Source organism: Streptomyces violens (assembly GCF_000717745.1).
Classification (GTDB): domain Bacteria; phylum Actinomycetota; class Actinomycetes; order Streptomycetales; family Streptomycetaceae; genus Streptomyces; species Streptomyces violens.
The window spans coordinates 16,075-31,450 of the sequence record NZ_JOBH01000006.1; the positions used below are offsets into that span (position 1 = coordinate 16,075).

The 15,376-nt window shown below is 71.5% G+C and carries 16 protein-coding genes; 14 read left to right on the plus strand and 2 right to left on the minus strand.

Annotation, left to right across the window (positions count from 1 at the left end; all coding sequences use genetic code 11):
• The first annotated feature begins 3 nt into the window (after nt 1–3).
• Genes IF04_RS0112480 through hxlB form a run of 4 tightly spaced genes read left to right on the plus strand, consistent with a single transcriptional unit; the run spans nt 4 to nt 3,081 of the window.
• Nucleotides 4–834, plus strand: a complete 831-nt coding sequence (locus IF04_RS0112480; RefSeq protein WP_030254892.1) for a fumarylacetoacetate hydrolase family protein — start codon at nt 4–6, stop codon at nt 832–834.
• Complete coding sequence (locus tag IF04_RS0112485) at nt 831–1,805, plus strand: sugar kinase (RefSeq protein WP_030254895.1); 975 nt, start codon at nt 831–833, stop codon at nt 1,803–1,805. The genes IF04_RS0112480 and IF04_RS0112485 overlap by 4 nt, the downstream gene beginning before the upstream one ends.
• Before the next feature lie 40 nt (nt 1,806–1,845).
• Nucleotides 1,846–2,472, plus strand: coding sequence for an orotidine 5'-phosphate decarboxylase / HUMPS family protein (locus tag IF04_RS0112490; protein WP_030254899.1), 627 nt, complete (start codon nt 1,846–1,848; stop codon nt 2,470–2,472).
• Nucleotides 2,473–2,502: 30 nt separating this feature from the next.
• Nucleotides 2,503–3,081: a 6-phospho-3-hexuloisomerase gene (gene hxlB, locus IF04_RS0112495; RefSeq protein WP_051831159.1), complete on the plus strand. Its 579-nt coding sequence runs from the start codon at nt 2,503–2,505 to the stop codon at nt 3,079–3,081.
• A gap of 23 nt (nt 3,082–3,104) precedes the next feature.
• Here hxlB and IF04_RS0112500 read toward each other — a convergent pair whose 3' ends face one another.
• The gene (locus tag IF04_RS0112500) at nt 3,105–4,103 is read right to left on the minus strand and encodes an aldo/keto reductase family protein (protein ID WP_030254905.1); all 999 of its coding nucleotides are present in this window, start codon (nt 4,101–4,103) and stop codon (nt 3,105–3,107) included.
• A gap of 211 nt (nt 4,104–4,314) precedes the next feature.
• On the opposite strand from IF04_RS0112500, the gene IF04_RS0112505 reads away from it, so the two are divergent.
• From IF04_RS0112505 to IF04_RS0112545, 9 genes are all read left to right on the plus strand, one after another.
• Nucleotides 4,315–5,616 (plus strand): ATP-grasp domain-containing protein, encoded by a 1,302-nt coding sequence (locus IF04_RS0112505; RefSeq protein WP_030254909.1) that lies wholly within the window; start codon nt 4,315–4,317, stop codon nt 5,614–5,616.
• A 61-nt stretch (nt 5,617–5,677) separates the two neighbouring features.
• Complete coding sequence (locus IF04_RS0112510) at nt 5,678–7,729, plus strand: CocE/NonD family hydrolase (protein WP_030254912.1); 2,052 nt, start codon at nt 5,678–5,680, stop codon at nt 7,727–7,729.
• 72 nt (nt 7,730–7,801) lie between these two features.
• Nucleotides 7,802–7,981, plus strand: a complete 180-nt coding sequence (locus IF04_RS0112515) for a hypothetical protein (RefSeq protein WP_030254916.1) — start codon at nt 7,802–7,804, stop codon at nt 7,979–7,981.
• Nucleotides 7,978–8,436 carry an MrpF/PhaF family protein gene (locus tag IF04_RS0112520; RefSeq protein ID WP_030254919.1) on the plus strand — a complete coding sequence of 153 codons (459 nt, stop codon included), beginning with the start codon at nt 7,978–7,980 and terminating at the stop codon, nt 8,434–8,436. The genes IF04_RS0112515 and IF04_RS0112520 overlap by 4 nt, the downstream gene beginning before the upstream one ends.
• Nucleotides 8,429–8,713, plus strand: a complete 285-nt coding sequence (locus IF04_RS0112525) for a Na(+)/H(+) antiporter subunit B (RefSeq protein ID WP_030254920.1) — start codon at nt 8,429–8,431, stop codon at nt 8,711–8,713. The genes IF04_RS0112520 and IF04_RS0112525 overlap by 8 nt, the downstream gene beginning before the upstream one ends.
• The gene (locus IF04_RS0112530; RefSeq protein ID WP_030254921.1) at nt 8,710–9,483 is read left to right on the plus strand and encodes an MnhB domain-containing protein; all 774 of its coding nucleotides are present in this window, start codon (nt 8,710–8,712) and stop codon (nt 9,481–9,483) included. The genes IF04_RS0112525 and IF04_RS0112530 overlap by 4 nt, the downstream gene beginning before the upstream one ends.
• Nucleotides 9,480–9,830 (plus strand): sodium:proton antiporter, encoded by a 351-nt coding sequence (locus IF04_RS0112535; protein ID WP_030254925.1) that lies wholly within the window; start codon nt 9,480–9,482, stop codon nt 9,828–9,830. The genes IF04_RS0112530 and IF04_RS0112535 overlap by 4 nt, the downstream gene beginning before the upstream one ends.
• Entirely contained in the window at nt 9,827–11,590 is a 1,764-nt protein-coding gene (locus IF04_RS0112540) for a complex I subunit 5 family protein (protein WP_030254926.1), read from the plus strand. The genes IF04_RS0112535 and IF04_RS0112540 overlap by 4 nt, the downstream gene beginning before the upstream one ends.
• A 43-nt stretch (nt 11,591–11,633) precedes the next feature.
• A complete protein-coding gene (locus tag IF04_RS0112545; protein ID WP_030254927.1) occupies nt 11,634–12,374 on the plus strand; it encodes a class I SAM-dependent DNA methyltransferase in 741 nt (246 codons plus the stop codon).
• Between the two features lie 10 nt (nt 12,375–12,384).
• On the opposite strand, the gene IF04_RS0112550 is transcribed toward IF04_RS0112545, so the two are convergent.
• Nucleotides 12,385–13,491 (minus strand): M20 family metallopeptidase, encoded by a 1,107-nt coding sequence (locus IF04_RS0112550; RefSeq protein ID WP_030254939.1) that lies wholly within the window; start codon nt 13,489–13,491, stop codon nt 12,385–12,387.
• An 821-nt stretch (nt 13,492–14,312) separates the two neighbouring features.
• On the opposite strand from IF04_RS0112550, the gene rsgA reads away from it, so the two are divergent.
• Nucleotides 14,313–15,368, plus strand: coding sequence for a ribosome small subunit-dependent GTPase A (gene rsgA, locus IF04_RS0112560; protein WP_211259806.1), 1,056 nt, complete (start codon nt 14,313–14,315; stop codon nt 15,366–15,368).
• The last annotated feature ends 8 nt before the right edge of the window (nt 15,369–15,376 follow it).

Genomic DNA, 15,376 nt, shown 5'->3' on the forward strand with positions numbered 1-15,376 from the left:
AGCATGCGTATCGCCCGAATCGCCCACGCCGGCGGCACCGCACACGCCGTACTCGACGGGGACACCGCCGAGGTCATCGCCGACCCCTTCGGGGTCGGGGGAGCCGCCGATAGTGCCGCCGGCCGGGCGCCCGCTCCAGCGGACGGCGCCGCACGCCGGGCGCCCGTCCGCCTCGGTCCCCGCCTGCCCCTCGGCGAGGTCCGCCTGCTCGCCCCCGTCCAGCCGCGCACGGTCGTCGGCATGGCCCACAACACCGGACCGGCCGACCGCGAACTGCCGCCTCAGGCATTCCTCAAGCCCGCCCGCTCCGCCATCGGCCCGGACGAGCCGGTGTACCTCCCCGACGGCATCGGCCGCGTCGACGCCGAAGCCGAACTGGCCGTCGTACTGGCCACCTCGCCCGCCGGACACACCCCCGACACCGTGCTGCGCACCGTCTACGGCTGGACCGTCGCCAACGACCTCACCGCGCGCGATCTGCAACGCAACGACCCGCTGTGGACCTCGGCCAAGGGCCGTCCCGGCTTCACCCCGCTCGGCCCCTGGATCGAGACCTTCCTCGACGATCCCGACGACACGGAGGTAACGCTCGCCCTCGATGGCGTACCACTGCGGCCCGCCTCGACCCGCGAACTCGCCCGCAGCGTGGCGGAGATCCTCTGCTATCTGGGCGGCTTTCTGCCGCTCGGCCCCGGCGACGTCGTCCTCACCGGCGCCCCCGGCGAGTACGGCCCGCTCCGTCCCGGCGGCCGCGCCGCCGCCACCGTCGCCGGCATCGGGACGCTGACCACTCCCGTCCATGCCGGTCCTGTCCTTGCCGGAGGCCCCCGTTGACCCCCAGCCCCGCTCCTCCGCCCCGCCTCGACGTGGTGACCTTCGGTGAGGTCATGGGCATGCTCGTCGCCGCCGACGACGGACCGCTGGCCGACGTCACCCACTACACCCGCTCCCTGGCCGGCGCCGAGATCAACGTCGCCACCGGACTGGTCCGTCTCGGCCACACCGCCGGCTGGGTGGGCCGCGTCGGCGACGACCCGCTCGGCGCCCACGCCCTCGCCGCCCTGCGCGCCGAAGGCGTGGACACCGCCCAGGTGACCGTGGACCCGGAGGCCCGCACCGGCTTCCAGCTCAAGAGCCGTGTCACCGAGGGCGACCCGGAGGTGGTGTACTTCCGCAAGCACTCCGCGGGCAGCCGTCTCGCGCCCTCGGAAGCCACCGACGCCTACCTACGCGGCGCCCGCCACCTCCATGTGACCGGCATCCCCGCAGCCCTCTCACCCACCGCGCGAGCCTTCACCCACCGCGCCATGGCCACGGCCCGCGACGCCGGGCTCACCGTCTCCTTCGACCCGAACCTGCGCCCCGCGCTCTGGCCCGACCGCGCCGAAATGGTGCGCACCGTCAACGACCTGGCGGCCCGCGCCGACTGGGTACTGCCAGGACTCGGCGAGGGCCGGCTGCTCACCGGGGCACAAGACCCGGCCGACGTGGCCGGCTGGTACCTGGCCCGTGGCGTGCGCCGCGTCGTCCTGAAGGACGGGGCACGCGGCGCCACACTGTACGACCGCGCGGGCGGGGCGTGGACGCAGCCCGTCCTGCCCGTACGGGCCGTCGACACCGTGGGCGCGGGCGACGGCTTCGCGGCCGGGCTGATCAGCGCTCATCTGGACGGGCTGGGCCCGCGGCAGGCCCTCGCCCGGGCCGCCGCCGTGGGCGCGCTCGCCACGACCAGCCACGGCGACCGGGACGGCCTGCCCACCAGGGCCCGGCTGGAGGAATTCCTCCGCACGCACGCGGCCGCCTGACCCACCCCGAACCGACCGAGAAATACGAGGAGTTGGCCTCATGGCCGTACAGTTGCAGATCGCCCTGGACCGGATGCCCCTGGCACGGGCGGTCCGGCTCACCGAGGCCGTCGCGCCGCACGCCGACTGGATCGAGGTCGGCACCTCCCTGATCAAACACTTCGGGATGCGCGCCGTGACCGAGGTGGCCGCGGCCGCCGGGAAGGTTCCCGTACTGGCCGATCTCAAGACCGCGGACGACGCGGTGTTCGAGTTCACGCTCGCGTACGACGCGGGCGCTGCCTCCGCGACCGTCCTCGGCGCTGCCGCCGACGCGACCCTGGACGCCGCCGTACGCGTCGCCGCCGAGCGCGGCGCCGAGACCGTGGTCGATCTGATGCAGACCACCGAGGAGCGGCGCACGGCCCTCGCCGCCCGGCTCCCGGCCGACGTCGTCCTGGCCGCACACGTCGGTAAGGACGCCCAGCGGGCCGGCGGCAACCCCGCCGACCTGCTCGGGCCCTGGCGGCACGGCCGCCGGGTCGCCGTCGCGGGCGGCCTGACCGCCGCCGACCTGCCGGCCTTCACAGGGCCCGACGACATCCGTGTCATCGTCGGCTCAGCGGTGACGGCGGCCGCCGACCCCGAAGCGGCGGCCCGCGCCCTCGCCGCGGCCGCCGGCCGCTGACCCCCGTACCCCCACGGAAGGAACCACTTCATGCCCGCAAACGACGAACTCCCCACCGCAGCAAGCCTCCTGGACACCGTCCAGGCAGAGGTGCGCGGCGTCCTCGCCGCCGTCGACGCCACCTCCCTCGACGCACTCGCCACCGTCCTCCGCCACGCCCGCCGTATCTTCGTGGCGGGCGAGGGCCGCTCCGGCTTCATGGCCAAGGCGTTCGCCATGCGGCTGATGCACCTGGGGCTGCCCGTGCACGTCGTCGGCGAGACCACCACCCCGGCCGTGGCCGCCGGTGACACCGTCGTCGCGGTCTCCGGGTCGGGGACCACGGCCGGCACCGTGCGGGTGGCCGAAGCGGCGGTCAAGGCCGGCGCCGAGGTGCACGCCGTGACCACCGCGCCGGACTCCCCGCTCGGCGCCCTGGCCGCCTCCGTCCTGCTGCTGCCCGCGGCGACCAAGTACCGGCGGCCCGGCGAAGCGCCCAGCGTCCAGCCGCTGTCCAGCCTCTTCGACCAGGCCACCCACGTCACCCTGGACGTCGTGGCGCTCCGCCTCGCGAACCTCCTGGAGGTCGACAACGCACGCGCCCGCACGGCACACGCCAACACGGAGTGAAAGCCCGGCGTGGGGGGCTCCGGTCAGTTGCCCGTCTGGTAACCCGCGGTCAGCTGCGGGTCGCGGGTGGCGACCGGCGCCAGGATCTCCTCCATGGCCTTGAGCACCTCCGGCTCCAGCGTCACGCCGGCGGCCTTGACGTTCTCCGTGACCTGCTCGGGCCGCGAGGCGCCGATGATGGCGGCGGAGACGTTGGGGTTCTGCAGGACCCAGGCCACCGCGAGCTGGGCGAGCGAGAGGCCGGCCTGTTCCGCGAGCGGCTTGAGCTGCTGGACGCGCTCCAGCACCTCGTCCCGCAGCCAGCGCGCGACGAAGGTGGCGCCGCCCTTCTCGTCCGTGGCGCGCGTCCCGGCCGGCAGCGCCGCGCCCGGGAGGTACTTGCCGGTCAGCACGCCCTGGGCGATCGGAGACCAGACGATCTGGCCGATGCCCAGCTCCTCACTGGCCGGCACCACCTCGTCCTCGATCACCCGCCACAGCGCGGAGTACTGCGGCTGGTTGGAGATCAGTGGGATGTGCAGCTCACGGGCGAGGGCGTGGCCCGCGCGGAGCTGGTCGGCGGTCCACTCGGACACGCCGATGTAGTGCGCCTTGCCGGACCGGACCACGTCGGCGAACGCCTCCATGGTCTCCTCCAGCGGAGTGCTGTGGTCGTAGCGGTGGGCCTGGTACAGGTCGACGTAGTCGGTCCGCAGACGGCGCAGCGACCCCTCGATCGACTCCATGATGTGCTTGCGGCCCAGGCCCCGGTCGTTGCGGCCGGTGCCGGTCGGGAAGTAGACCTTGGTGAAGATCTCCAGTCCCTCGCGCCGCTCTCCCTGGAGCGCCGCGCCGAGCACGGACTCGGCGCGGGTCTCGGCGTAGACGTCGGCGGTGTCGAAGGTGGTGATGCCCGCGTCCAACGCGGCACGGATGCAGGCGGTGGCCGCGTCCTGCTCGACCTGCGAGCCGTGCGTGAGCCAGTTGCCGTACGCGATCTCGCTGATGGTCAGGCCACTGCGGCCCAGGCGGCGGTACTCCACGGTGTCAGCTCTCCTCAGTAGGACTTCTGCCTCTCCAGCACCATCCTGCCCCGTGGATGCATGACTCCGGTGGCGTGGGTACTCGGCGGAACGATCCCGGGGCAGGCGCGTGGCGCGCCGGTCTTCACGCGTGTCTGTGATGACTCGGGCGGCCGTCGCACGGTAGAAGGACGGGTAACCGGGCCCCCGCCGCCAATACGAAGGAGGTCCCTTGAGTAGGAAGAATATCTTTGTCGTCGGTCTGGACGAGGGAAATCTGCCCGAGCTGGAGGCCATCCCCAACGCCGCGGAATACGAATTCCACGGTCTGCTCACCGCCGAGGAACTGCAGGTGGGGGAGGTGTCCGTGCCGCACCTCCTGGAAAAGGCGTACGGCATCCTGGACGCTTTCGAAGGCAGCATCGACGCCATCGTGACCTACTGGGACTTCCCCGCGAGCACCCTCGTACCGATCCTGGGAGAGCGGTACGGAACGCGCCACACCAGCCTGGAATCCATCGTCAAGTGCGAACACAAATACTGGAGCCGGCTGGAACAGCAGAAGGTCATCGACGAACACCCGCGCTTCGGCATGGTGGATCTCTCCGCCGAGCACCCGGAACCGCCCGAGGGCGTGCGCTTTCCGATGTGGCTCAAGCCCGCCCTGTCGTATTCCTCGGAACTCGCCTACGGCGTGCAGGACGAGAAGGAGTTCCAGGAGGCCGTGGCGAACATCCGGCAGGGCATCAGCCGGGTCGGGCGCCCCTTCGAATACATCATGGAGCAGCTGGAGCTGCCCCCGGAAATGGCCGGGGTGGGCGGTCAGGTATGCCTCGCCGAAGAGGCGATCGCCGGAATTCAGGTGGCCGTGGAAGGCTATGTCCTCAACGGTGAGGTCACCGTTTACGGCACGCTGGACTCCATCAATTACCCCGACAGCTCCAGCTTCCTGCGCCACCAGTACCCCTCCACCCTGCCGCCGGACGTCGTGCGGCGGCTGCGCACCGCCAGCGAGCGGGTGATGCGCCAGATCGGCATGGAAGCGGCGACCTTCAGCATCGAATTCTTCTACGACCCGCACACCGACCGGATCAACCTGCTGGAGATCAACCCCCGGCACTCGCAGTCGCACGCGCAGATCTTCCACTACGTCGAAGGCGTGCCGAACCACCACATCATGGTCGCCCTGGCCCTCGGCAAGGACCCGCGGCTGACGTACGGCACGGGCCCCTACAGCATGGGCGCCAAGTGGTACTACCGCTGGTTCACCGACGCGGTGGTGAAGGACGTGCCCTCCGACGCGGACATCGAGCGCATAGAGCAGGAGATCCCCGGCGTCCGCATCGACATGGTGCCGGAACCGGGCAAGCGCCTCTCCGACAGCCCGCAGCAGGACAGCTACAGCTGCGAACTGGCGCACATCTTCACCGGCGCCGACAGCGTGGAGGAGATGACGGAGAAGTACGACCGCTGCGTGGCGGCCCTGAACCGCCACTTCGAGGGCGCCCCGCCGCCGGACGGCACCGGACGCTGACCGCCGGCCCGCCGGCGAGGCGGGCGAACCCCGGCACCCAGGAAAGGAGCACGGCAGCCGCATGCAGTACGTGAGCGACCTGCCCTACGCGACGAAGGAAGAGGACCACGTCGCGATCCCCATGCCCGACGGCACCCGGCTCTCCGCGCACATCTGGCGCCCCGTCACCTCCGACGGAGAACCGGTACCGGCGATCCTGGAGTACATCCCGTACCGCAAACGGGACCTCACCTCCGTGCGTGACTCGATCCACCACCCCTACCTGGCCGGCCACGGCTACGCCTGCGTCCGCGTCGACCTGCGCGGCACTGGCGACTCCGAAGGGGTCCTGCTGGACGAGTACCTGGAACAGGAACAGGCCGACGCCGAAGAGGTACTGGCCTGGCTCGCCGCCCAGCCCTGGTGCGACGGGAACACCGGCATGATGGGCATCTCCTGGGGCGCCTTCGCGGCGCTCCAGGTCGCCGCCCGGCAGCCGGCGAGTCTGCGTGCCATCGTCATCGCGTCCTTCACCGACGACCGCTACTCCGACGACATGCACTACATGGGCGGCACGCTGCTCTCGGACAACCTCGCCGAGGCCGGCACCATGTTCGCCTACGCCACCTGCCCGCCCGACCCCGAAGTCGTCGGCGAGCGCTGGCGCGACATGTGGCACGAACGGATGGAGGCCAGCCGCCCCTGGGCCCTGGAATGGCTGCGCCACCAGCGCCGCGACGACTACTGGCGGCACGCCTCGGTCTGCGAGAACTACGACGCCGTACAAGTCCCCGTACTGGCCTCCAGCGGCTGGGCGGACGGCTACTCCAACGCCGTGTGCCGGCTGCTGAGCAACCTCGACGTGCCGCGCAAGGGACTCATCGGCCCCTGGTCGCACAAGTTCCCGCACCTCGGCGAGCCCGGCCCCGCCATCGGCTACCTCCAGGAAGTCGTGCGCTGGTGGGACCACTGGCTCAAGGGCGTCGACAACGGCGCCATGGACGGGCCCATGCTGTGCACCTGGATGCAGGACAGCATGCCGCCCTCCACTTCCTACGAGGAGCGGCCGGGCCGCTGGGTCGGCGAGCCCACCTGGCCCTCGCCGCGCATCAAGCCGAGCGTGCATCCCCTCAGCCGGCACCGCATCGGACCGGCGCGGACGGAGGACGCGGGGGAGCAGGACGACGACGCGGCCAGAGGTGAGGCGCTGACCGTCGAATCCCCGCTGTCCGTAGGCCAGTTCGCCGGCAAATGGGCCTCCTACAACGCGCCGCCCGACCTGCCGTACGACCAGCGTGAGGAGGACGGCGGCTCGCTCGTCTTCGACAGCCCTCCGCTCACCGAACGCCTGGAGCTCATGGGCACCGCCACCGTGGAACTGGAGGTCTCCGTCTCCGAGCCCGTCGCCATGGTCGCCGCCCGGCTCTCCGACGTCGCCCCCGACGGCGGCGCCACCCGCGTGACGTACGGCCTGCTCAACCTCACCCGGCGGGACGGCACCGGCGTACCGCAGCCCCTCGAACCGGGCCGCCGCTACCGCGCCACCGTCCAGCTCAACTGCACCGCCCAGTCGTTCCCGGCCGGCCACCGCGTCCGCCTCTCGCTCTCCACCTCCTACTGGCCGCTGGCCTGGCCGCCGCCGCGCCCGGTCCGGCTGAGCGTCTACGAGGGGACCAGCACCCTCGTCCTCCCGGTCCGCCCCAACGACGTACCCGACGACGTGCCCGACCCCGCCTTCGGCGAACCCGAGGGCACCGAGCCGGTCCCCGCCACCCAGCTGCTGCCCAAGGAACAGCGCTGGGACGTCAAACGCGACCTGGTCGACTACCACAACGAGCTGGAGATCGTGAAGGACGCCGGGCTGGTGCGGTACGAACAGCCCGGGATCGACGTCGGCCGCCGCGCGTACGAGCGGTACACCTCCGTCGCCGACGACTTCACCTCCGTACGCGGCGAATCGACCTGGACCATGCGCTTCCGGCGCGGCGACTGGGACGTGCACGTCGTCACCCACACCACCCTGTGGTCCAGCGAGGACTGCTTCTGCATCGACGCCACCCTCGACGGCTACGAAAGCGACCGCCGGGTCTTCTCCCGCACCTGGAACGAGACCCTCCCGCGCGACTCGCTGTGACACGGGGTACCACGGGGTACCCGTCCCGCGCGTCGGCGGAAAGGGGCGGGCATGCGGTGTTTTGATGGGCGAATGGCGTGGGGCCGGGTGAGCGGTGTGGTCGAGGTGGCCGTGTGGTGGGCGGTGCTGTTCGCCCTCTGGCTGTTCCTGATCAGCACGGTCGACGCCCTCGAAATCCTCGTGGGCGGCTTGGTCTCCCTGGTCGGCGCGGCCACCGCCGCGGCCGCGCGCCGGGCGGTGACCGACCGGTGAACGCCTGGCTGGTGGCCGCCGCCGTCCTGATGGTGGCCGGCCTCGGCCCGGTCCTGTGGTGCGTGGCCACCGGGCCGCTCCGCCGCCGCGTCGCCGCCCAGAACACCGGCACGCTGCTGGTCTGCCTTGTCCTGCTGCTGCTCGCCCGGGGCTACGCTCGCCCGCCGTACACCGACGTGGCCCTGGTCGTCGCCCTCCTCGGCCCGGTCGGCACCCTCGTGTATGCCCGGCTCCTCGGGCCCGAGATGGGCGACGACCCGCAGCAGGGACCGCTCACCAAAGCCTTCGCGGTGCTCGCCACCGCGGCCGTCGTCCTGCCGCTGTGCGTCGCCGAGGGCCCCGGCCGCTCCCTGGTCAAACTCCTCCTCATCGGTGCGATCCTGGTCGGCGGCAATGTGATCTCCTCCCAAGCGCTGGCCGGCGCCCGTCCGAAGGAGGCGGACGACCATGGCTGACGTACTGATCGCCCTCGCGCTGCTGCTGGTCGCCGCCACCGCCACCGCCGCCGTCGCGGTCCGCGACCCGGCCCGCCAGGCCCTGGTCCTCTCCGTCCTCGGCCTCACCCTCACCCTGCTCTTCACCGTCCTGCAGGCCCCTGACGTCGCCCTCTCCCAGCTCGCCGTCGGATCGGCGCTGACGCCCCTGCTGATCCTGCTGTCCGTACGCAAGGCCCGCCGCCGCTCCCTCGACCAGGTACGCGCGGAAAAGGAAGCGGAGGAGGGCGGCACATGAACCGACGGCTGCGGATGTGGGTACTGCTGCTCGGGCTCGCCGGCACGGCGGCCGTACTGGCGGCCGCCGCCTTCCGGCTCCCCGCCTTCGGCACCGACTTCCACCCCTACGGCGACCGTGCCGTCCGCGAGGCACTGGCCCGGCAGACCGCCAACACGGTCGCCGCCGTCAACTTCGACCAGCGCGCCTTCGACACCCTCGGCGAGGAGACCATCCTCTTCGCCGCCGTCCTCGGCACCGTCGTCCTGCTGCGCCAGGCCCGCGACGAACGCCACGTCGAGCCGGCGCCGGCCGACGTCGCGGCACCCGTACGCCGCTACGCCCTCGTCCTGCTGCCCGTCACACTCGTCGCCGGGCTCTACATCGTCGCCCACGGCCAGCTCACCCCCGGCGGCGGCTTCCAGGGCGGCGTGGTCGCGGCAACGGCGTTGCATCTGCTCTACATCGCCGTGGACTACCGCGCACTGGAACGCATCCGCCCCCTCGGCGTCTTCGAAGTCGGCGACGCGGCCGGCGAAGCCGCGTACCTCGTCATCGGCGTCGCCGGACTGCTGGCCGGGTCCTCCTACCTCGCCAACACGATCCTGCCGCACGGCACGTTCAACACCCTCTCCTCCGGCGGCACCGTACCGCTGCTCAACGCCGCCATCGGGATGGAGGTCGCCTGCGCGGTCGTCGTGCTCCTCGCCCGCTTCCTGGACCAGGCCGTCGAGATCGAAGGAGAAGGGGAAAACGCAGGGGGCAACGCAGGGGAAGGGGAACGGAAATGATGGACGTACTGCCCTACCTGGTCGCCGCGTGGGTCTTCCTCGTCGGCTGCTACGGCCTCGCCACCAGCCGGAACCTCATCCACGGCGTCGGCTGTCTGGCCGTCTGCCAGACCGCCACCTACGTCCTGCTGCTCGCCGTCGGCTACCGCAAGGGCGGCACCTCCCCGGTCTTCGCCGACTTCACCCCCGGCGCCCGCCCCGTCGTCGACCCGGTCGTCCAGGCCCTCGCCCTCACCGATGTCGTCGTCGGCGCCACCGTCACCGCCCTGCTCCTCGCCCTGGTCATACAGGTCGCCAAACGGCACCACACCCTCGACCCGGACGAGCTGTCGGAGCTGCGCGGATGAACCATCTGCTGCCGCTGGCCGTTGCGACACCGCTGATGGGCGCCGCCCTCCTCGTCGCCGCAGGCCGCTTCGTACCGCGCGTCGTGGCGGAGGCCGTGGGCGGCGCCGTCGCCGCTGCCACCGCGGCCCTCACGCTCTACCTCCTGCTCGCCGTCCCCTCTCCGGTGATCGAATGGGTCGGCGGCTGGACCCCGCACCACGGACACAGCGTCGGCATCGTCCTGCACGCCGACCACCTCGCCCTCGGCATGGCGGCGCTCGTCTCCCTCCTCGTCCTCGCCGTCCTCGTCTACTCCTGGCGCTACTTCGACGAACCGCCCCGCAAACACGCCGGCTCCTTCCCCGCCCTGGTACTCCTCTTCCAGGCCGGCATGTGCGGCTTCGTCCTCACCGGCGACCTCTTCAACGCCTTCGTCTTCTTCGAACTCATGGGCGTTGTGGCCTACGCGCTGACCGGATACCGCGTGGAGGCCGCCAAGGCCGTCCAGGGCGGCCTCACCTTCGGTGTCGTCAACTCCCTCGGCGCCTACGCCATGCTGCTGGGCATCGGCCTGCTCTACTCCCGCACCGGCGAACTCGCCATGCGGCACATCGGCGCCGCGCTCGACGCCCGCGGCGCCCCCGACGCACTCGTCCTCGCCGCCTTCGTCCTCCTCCTCACCGGCCTGCTCGTCAAGGCCGCCGCCGTCCCCTTCCACTTCTGGCTCCCCGACGCACACGCCGTCGCCCCGACGCCGGTGTGCATGCTGCTCTCCGGCGTGATGGTCGAACTCGGCGTGTACGGCACGGCACGTGTGTACTGGACGATCTTCGCCGGCCCCGGCGGCATCCCGCCCGAAGCCGTCACCCGCACCCTCCTCACCTTCGGCGTGCTCTCCGCCGCCGTCGGCGCGGTCATGTGCTGGTACCAACGCCACGTCAAACGACTGCTGGCCTTCTCCACGGTCGCCCACACCGGCCTCTTCCTCATCGGCCTCGGACTGCTCAAGCCCGAGGCGACGGGCGGCATCGCGCTGTACGTCCTCGGGCACGCGGGCGTGAAGGCCGCGCTCTTCGCGTGCGCGGGCATCCTGCTGGACCGCTACGGCTCCATCGACGAGTACGAACTGCACGGCCGGGCGCCCGAACTCCGGCTGACCGCCGTCTACTTCGCCGCGGGTGGACTGGCGCTCGCCGGACTGCCACCCTTCGGTACGGCACTGGGCAAGGCCGTCACGGAAGAGGCCGCCGGACCCTGGCTCGCCGCCGTGTTCGTCCTCGTCTCCGCGGTCACCGGGGGAGCGGTACTGCGCGTCACCGCCCGCGTCTTCGGCGGCTTCGGCCCGGCCCCGGCGGACGACGCGGAGTGCGAGACCAGCGGCGAACGCGAACAGCCGGAAACCGAACAGCAGTTGACCCGGGTCCCCGACACCATGCTGGCAGTACCGGGCGCACTGCTCGCCGGAGCGCTCCTGGTGGGCGTGGTGCCGGCGGTCCGCTCCGCGGTGGGGAGCGCGGCGGACGAGGCGGCGGCCGGCGTGACCGTGATCCCCGTACCGCCGCACTGGTCGGCCGCCGGAATGCTGCTCGGCGTACTCTCCGCGGCCCTCGCCGCCGCCCTCGCACTCCTCGCCGTCCGCCGCCCCCAGCACACCCGCAGCCGCCACTGGGTCGACCCCCTGCGCCTCCTCCACTCCGGCCACATCGGTGACTACGTCGCCTGGACCGTCGCGGGGACGGCGCTGCTGGGGGCGCTGGCGGTGTCGGGGGTGCTCCGGTAAATCCGTCGACAGCGCCCCTCCCTACCCGGCAAAGTGGCCACCCGTGACGAGCAGTGAGTTGTGGACCCGCGCGACCGCCGACCGCTACGACGCCGAGGAGACCGAGATGTCCTCGGCCGCCGTTCTCGGACCGACTCTCGCCTTCCTCGCCGAGCTCGCCGGAGACGGCCGGGCACTGGAGTTCGCCATCGGAACCGGACGAGTGGGCGTCCCGCTCCGGGAACGCGGCGTGCCGGTGGTGGGCATCGAACTGTCCGAGCACATGGCGGCGGTCCTGCGGAGCAAGATCGACGAGGACACGCTCCCGGTAGCCATCGGGGACATGGCCACGACCGTCGTCCCCGGCGAGTTCACCCTGGTCTATCTCGTCTACAACACCATCACGAACCTGCTCACGCAGGACGAGCAGGTCGAGTGCTTCCGCAACGCCGCACGTCATCTGAGGCCCGGCGGCCGATTCGTCATCGAACTGGGCGTGCCGCCGCTGCGGTTCCTGCCGCCCGGCCAGGTAGCGGTGCCGTTCGACGTCTCCGATCAGCACCTCGGCTTCGACACCTTCGACCTGGTCGAGCAGATCCTCGTCTCGCACCACTTCACCCGCGACGGCGACGACGGCCGCTACCGTCGCGACAACTCCCGGCACCGGTACGCCTGGCCGGCGGAGCTCGACCTGATGGCCCGGATCGCCGGACTCGAGCTGGAACGTCGCGTCGCGGACTGGGACGGGACACCGTTCACCCAGGACTCGGCGAAGCACATCTCCGTGTGGCGCAAGCCCACCTGAGGTCGCTCGCTCACCGCCCACAGTCCGTCATCGACGTCACCAGGCCCGCGACGAGGTGCGCCCGCTCCGCCATGGCGTCGATCACCACGTACTCGTGGTCGGCGTGTGCGCCGCCGCCGACCGCTCCGAGGCCGTCGAGTGTCGGCACCCCCAGCGCGGCCGTGAAGTTGCCGTCACTGCCACCCCCGACCGCCGTACCTTCGACGCCGGGAAGCAACTGCTGCGCCAGCGCGAAGAGTTCGGCCGACGCCGACTCGGGCATCGGCGGACGGCCGACGGCTCCCTCGACCGTGATCTCCGCCCCGTCGAGATGCGGAGCCAGTGCCGCGAACGCGGATTCGATGCGTTCCTTCTCGTCGGCCGACTCGACCCGGACGTCGACGACGATGGTGGCCGCCGCGGGCACGACGTTGTCCAGAGTCCCCGCGGACGCGACGGTCGGGGTGACGGTCGTGCCGATCTCGGGCCGGCCGAGCGCCGCGATGTCCAGTACCTGGTGCGCTGCTTCGACCAGGGCGTTGATCCCGGCCGCGGGCTCCAGCCCCGCGTGCGAGGCCCGGCCGGCGACGGAGACCTGGAACGTACCGCAGCCCTTGCGGCCGGTCTTCAGAGCTCCGCCCTCAGCGGCGCCTTCGACCACCAGGACAGCGCCGCAAGCAAGGGCGCGTTCTTCGAGGAGCGCACGGGAGGAGCGGGAGCCGACCTCCTCGTCGGCGGTCACGAGGATCTCCACGCCCGACCGGTCATCGAGCGCCGCCACGCCATGAATGGCCTGCACGAGACCGCCGAGCATGTCGAAGACCCCGGGCCCGGTCGCCTGCCCGTCCTCGACCCTGAACGGGCGGCGCGCCAAGGTGCCGAGCGGAAACACTGTGTCGTGGTGACCGAGGATCAGTACGCGGGGATCGCCGCCGCCCGACCAGTGCACATGCGGCCCCGCCTCGCTCTCGACGAGGGTGGCCCGCCCACCGAGGCGGCTCTCGATGACCGCGGCGACAGCCTTGGCCGATGCCGTCAAGGCGGCGAGATCACGCGACGGGGACTCGACTTCGACGAGCGCCCTGAGATCATCCAGCATCGCGTCCACACGCACGGGAACGGCCTTGTGCATCATCATGCGGCAAGGGTAATCGGCACCGTACGAGGGACCGGCGCCGCGCCGGGAGCTGGGCCTGTCTCCCTGTTCCGCGCACATTTGGTTCGCGCGCTTCGACTACTCGGTGCCAGGGTGCAGTGATGGATCAAGCAGAGGTGTTGCTCATCGGAGGGCGCGCCGGCGTCGGCAAGACGACGGTGGGGTGGGAGGTCTCAGCGCGTCTGCGCGCCGCGATGGTTGCTCACTGCGTCATCGAAGGTAACTTCGTGGGGCAGGCGCATCCTGCTCCGGAGGGAGACCCCCGCCCCGCAAGGCGCGGATCCTGGATGAGTAGACGCCCCTGGACACGGTGCGAGTGGCGACCGACGGGCGTTCCGTGGTCGACATAGCCCACGAAATGGTGGGTGCTACCAGTTGGCTACCCAGCACCTCCGGTGAGGTTCCTCGCCGCTTTCGACGCCGAGGCGTACCGGACCGGCTGCGCGTCGCGCGTTTCTGCTGTTGCACCCCGGATGTCGTCGGTGATCTACGTCTTGAACATGCCACCCGAGTGGCATCGGCGTCCACGGAGGGTGTTAACGTGGTTGTCCGAGCGATGACCAGTTCGCTCACGGAGATCCAAGGAGGTGTGTTGATGACTGTCGTGGAGACGCCTGCTGTGTGCGGCGCCCGGATCATCCTCACCTCCCGGGCCTCGTCCTGACCTTCGCCTGCCCTCCTCCCTTATAGGGAGTGTTTTCGGCACGCCTGTCGTCCGGCGGGGCCCCTGTTCAAGGGTCTCCACGTTGTTTCATCAATCCACTCCATCCCCACCTGCTCTGTCTCGTGAGCGCGTCCTGACTCTGGCCGACTACGGCTGGGACACGGAACGTGAGCGCTCCTTCGCCCCGTCGCGGGCCGAGGGACTGGTTCCGGGCCGTGTCGTGCGGGCCGAGCGCGGCCTGTGCGACGTGGTCGCCGAGACCGGCCCCGTCCGCGCGGTGGTCCTTCCCTCGTCGGGCGCCGGTGATCGGCTGACGCCGTGTACCGGCGACTGGGTGGCCGTCCGGCCGGCAAGCCCGGCGACTTCCGCCACCGTGGTGGAAGTGCTGGAGCGCCGGAGCGCCGTGGTCCGCTCCACCTCTTCACGCACCTCTCAAGCCCAGGTACTGGCCGCGAACGTCGACACCGTGGCGGTGGCCGTCTCCCTCGCTGACCCGCTCAAGCCCGGGCGGATCGAGCGGATGCTCGCCCTGGCCTGGGAGAGCGGCGCCACACCCGTGGTGGTGCTCACCAAGGCCGACCGGTCCACGGACCCCACTTCGGCGGCTGCCGAGGTGGCCGCGGCTGCTCCGGGGGTGGAGGTGCTGGTCACCAGTGCCACCACCGGTGAGGGCCTGGACGTCCTGAGCGCGGTCCTGTCGGGGACGGTCGTCCTGCTCGGGCCCTCGGGCGCCGGCAAGTCCACCCTCGGTAACCGCCTGCTGGGCGAGGACCTCCTGGCCACCGGCGCGGTGCGCGGCAGTGACGGCAAGGGCCGGCACACCACCGCGTGGCGGGAGCTGCTGCCGCTGCCCCACGGCGGGGTCCTGCTCGACACCCCGGGCCTGCGTGGCGTGGGCCTGCATGATGCCGACGAGGGCCTGGAGCAGACCTTCGCCGAGATCACCGAGCTGGCGCGCAACTGCCGTTTCGCGGACTGCGCCCACACCACCGAGCCGGACTGCGCGGTGCTGGCCGCCGTCGAGGACGGCCACCTCACCCGGCGGCGCCTCGACAGCTACCACCGGCTGCAGCGCGAGAACGCCTACGCCGCCTCCCGCACCGACGCGCGGCTGCGCGCCGAGCTGGAACGGCCCCTGAAGCAGATCGCGCGCCAAGTACGCGCCCTCAAGCAGTCCCCCCACTTCAAGGCATGACGGAAAGG

Excerpts from the sequence above, each read along its gene's own strand:
- IF04_RS0112550 (WP_030254939.1), bottom strand. The coding sequence starts at position 13,491 with ATGATGATGCACAAGGCCGTTCCCGTGCGTGTGGACGCGATGCTGGAT.
- IF04_RS0112540 (WP_030254926.1), top strand. The coding sequence starts at position 9,827 with ATGAACCATCTGCTGCCGCTGGCCGTTGCGACACCGCTGATGGGCGCC.
- IF04_RS0112525 (WP_030254920.1), top strand. The coding sequence starts at position 8,429 with ATGGCTGACGTACTGATCGCCCTCGCGCTGCTGCTGGTCGCCGCCACC.
- IF04_RS0112530 (WP_030254921.1), top strand. The coding sequence starts at position 8,710 with ATGAACCGACGGCTGCGGATGTGGGTACTGCTGCTCGGGCTCGCCGGC.
- IF04_RS0112490 (WP_030254899.1), top strand. The coding sequence starts at position 1,846 with ATGGCCGTACAGTTGCAGATCGCCCTGGACCGGATGCCCCTGGCACGG.
- IF04_RS0112535 (WP_030254925.1), top strand. The coding sequence starts at position 9,480 with ATGATGGACGTACTGCCCTACCTGGTCGCCGCGTGGGTCTTCCTCGTC.
- IF04_RS0112515 (WP_030254916.1), top strand. The coding sequence starts at position 7,802 with ATGGCGTGGGGCCGGGTGAGCGGTGTGGTCGAGGTGGCCGTGTGGTGG.
- IF04_RS0112480 (WP_030254892.1), top strand. The coding sequence starts at position 4 with ATGCGTATCGCCCGAATCGCCCACGCCGGCGGCACCGCACACGCCGTA.
- IF04_RS0112510 (WP_030254912.1), top strand. The coding sequence starts at position 5,678 with ATGCAGTACGTGAGCGACCTGCCCTACGCGACGAAGGAAGAGGACCAC.
- hxlB (WP_051831159.1), top strand. The coding sequence starts at position 2,503 with ATGCCCGCAAACGACGAACTCCCCACCGCAGCAAGCCTCCTGGACACC.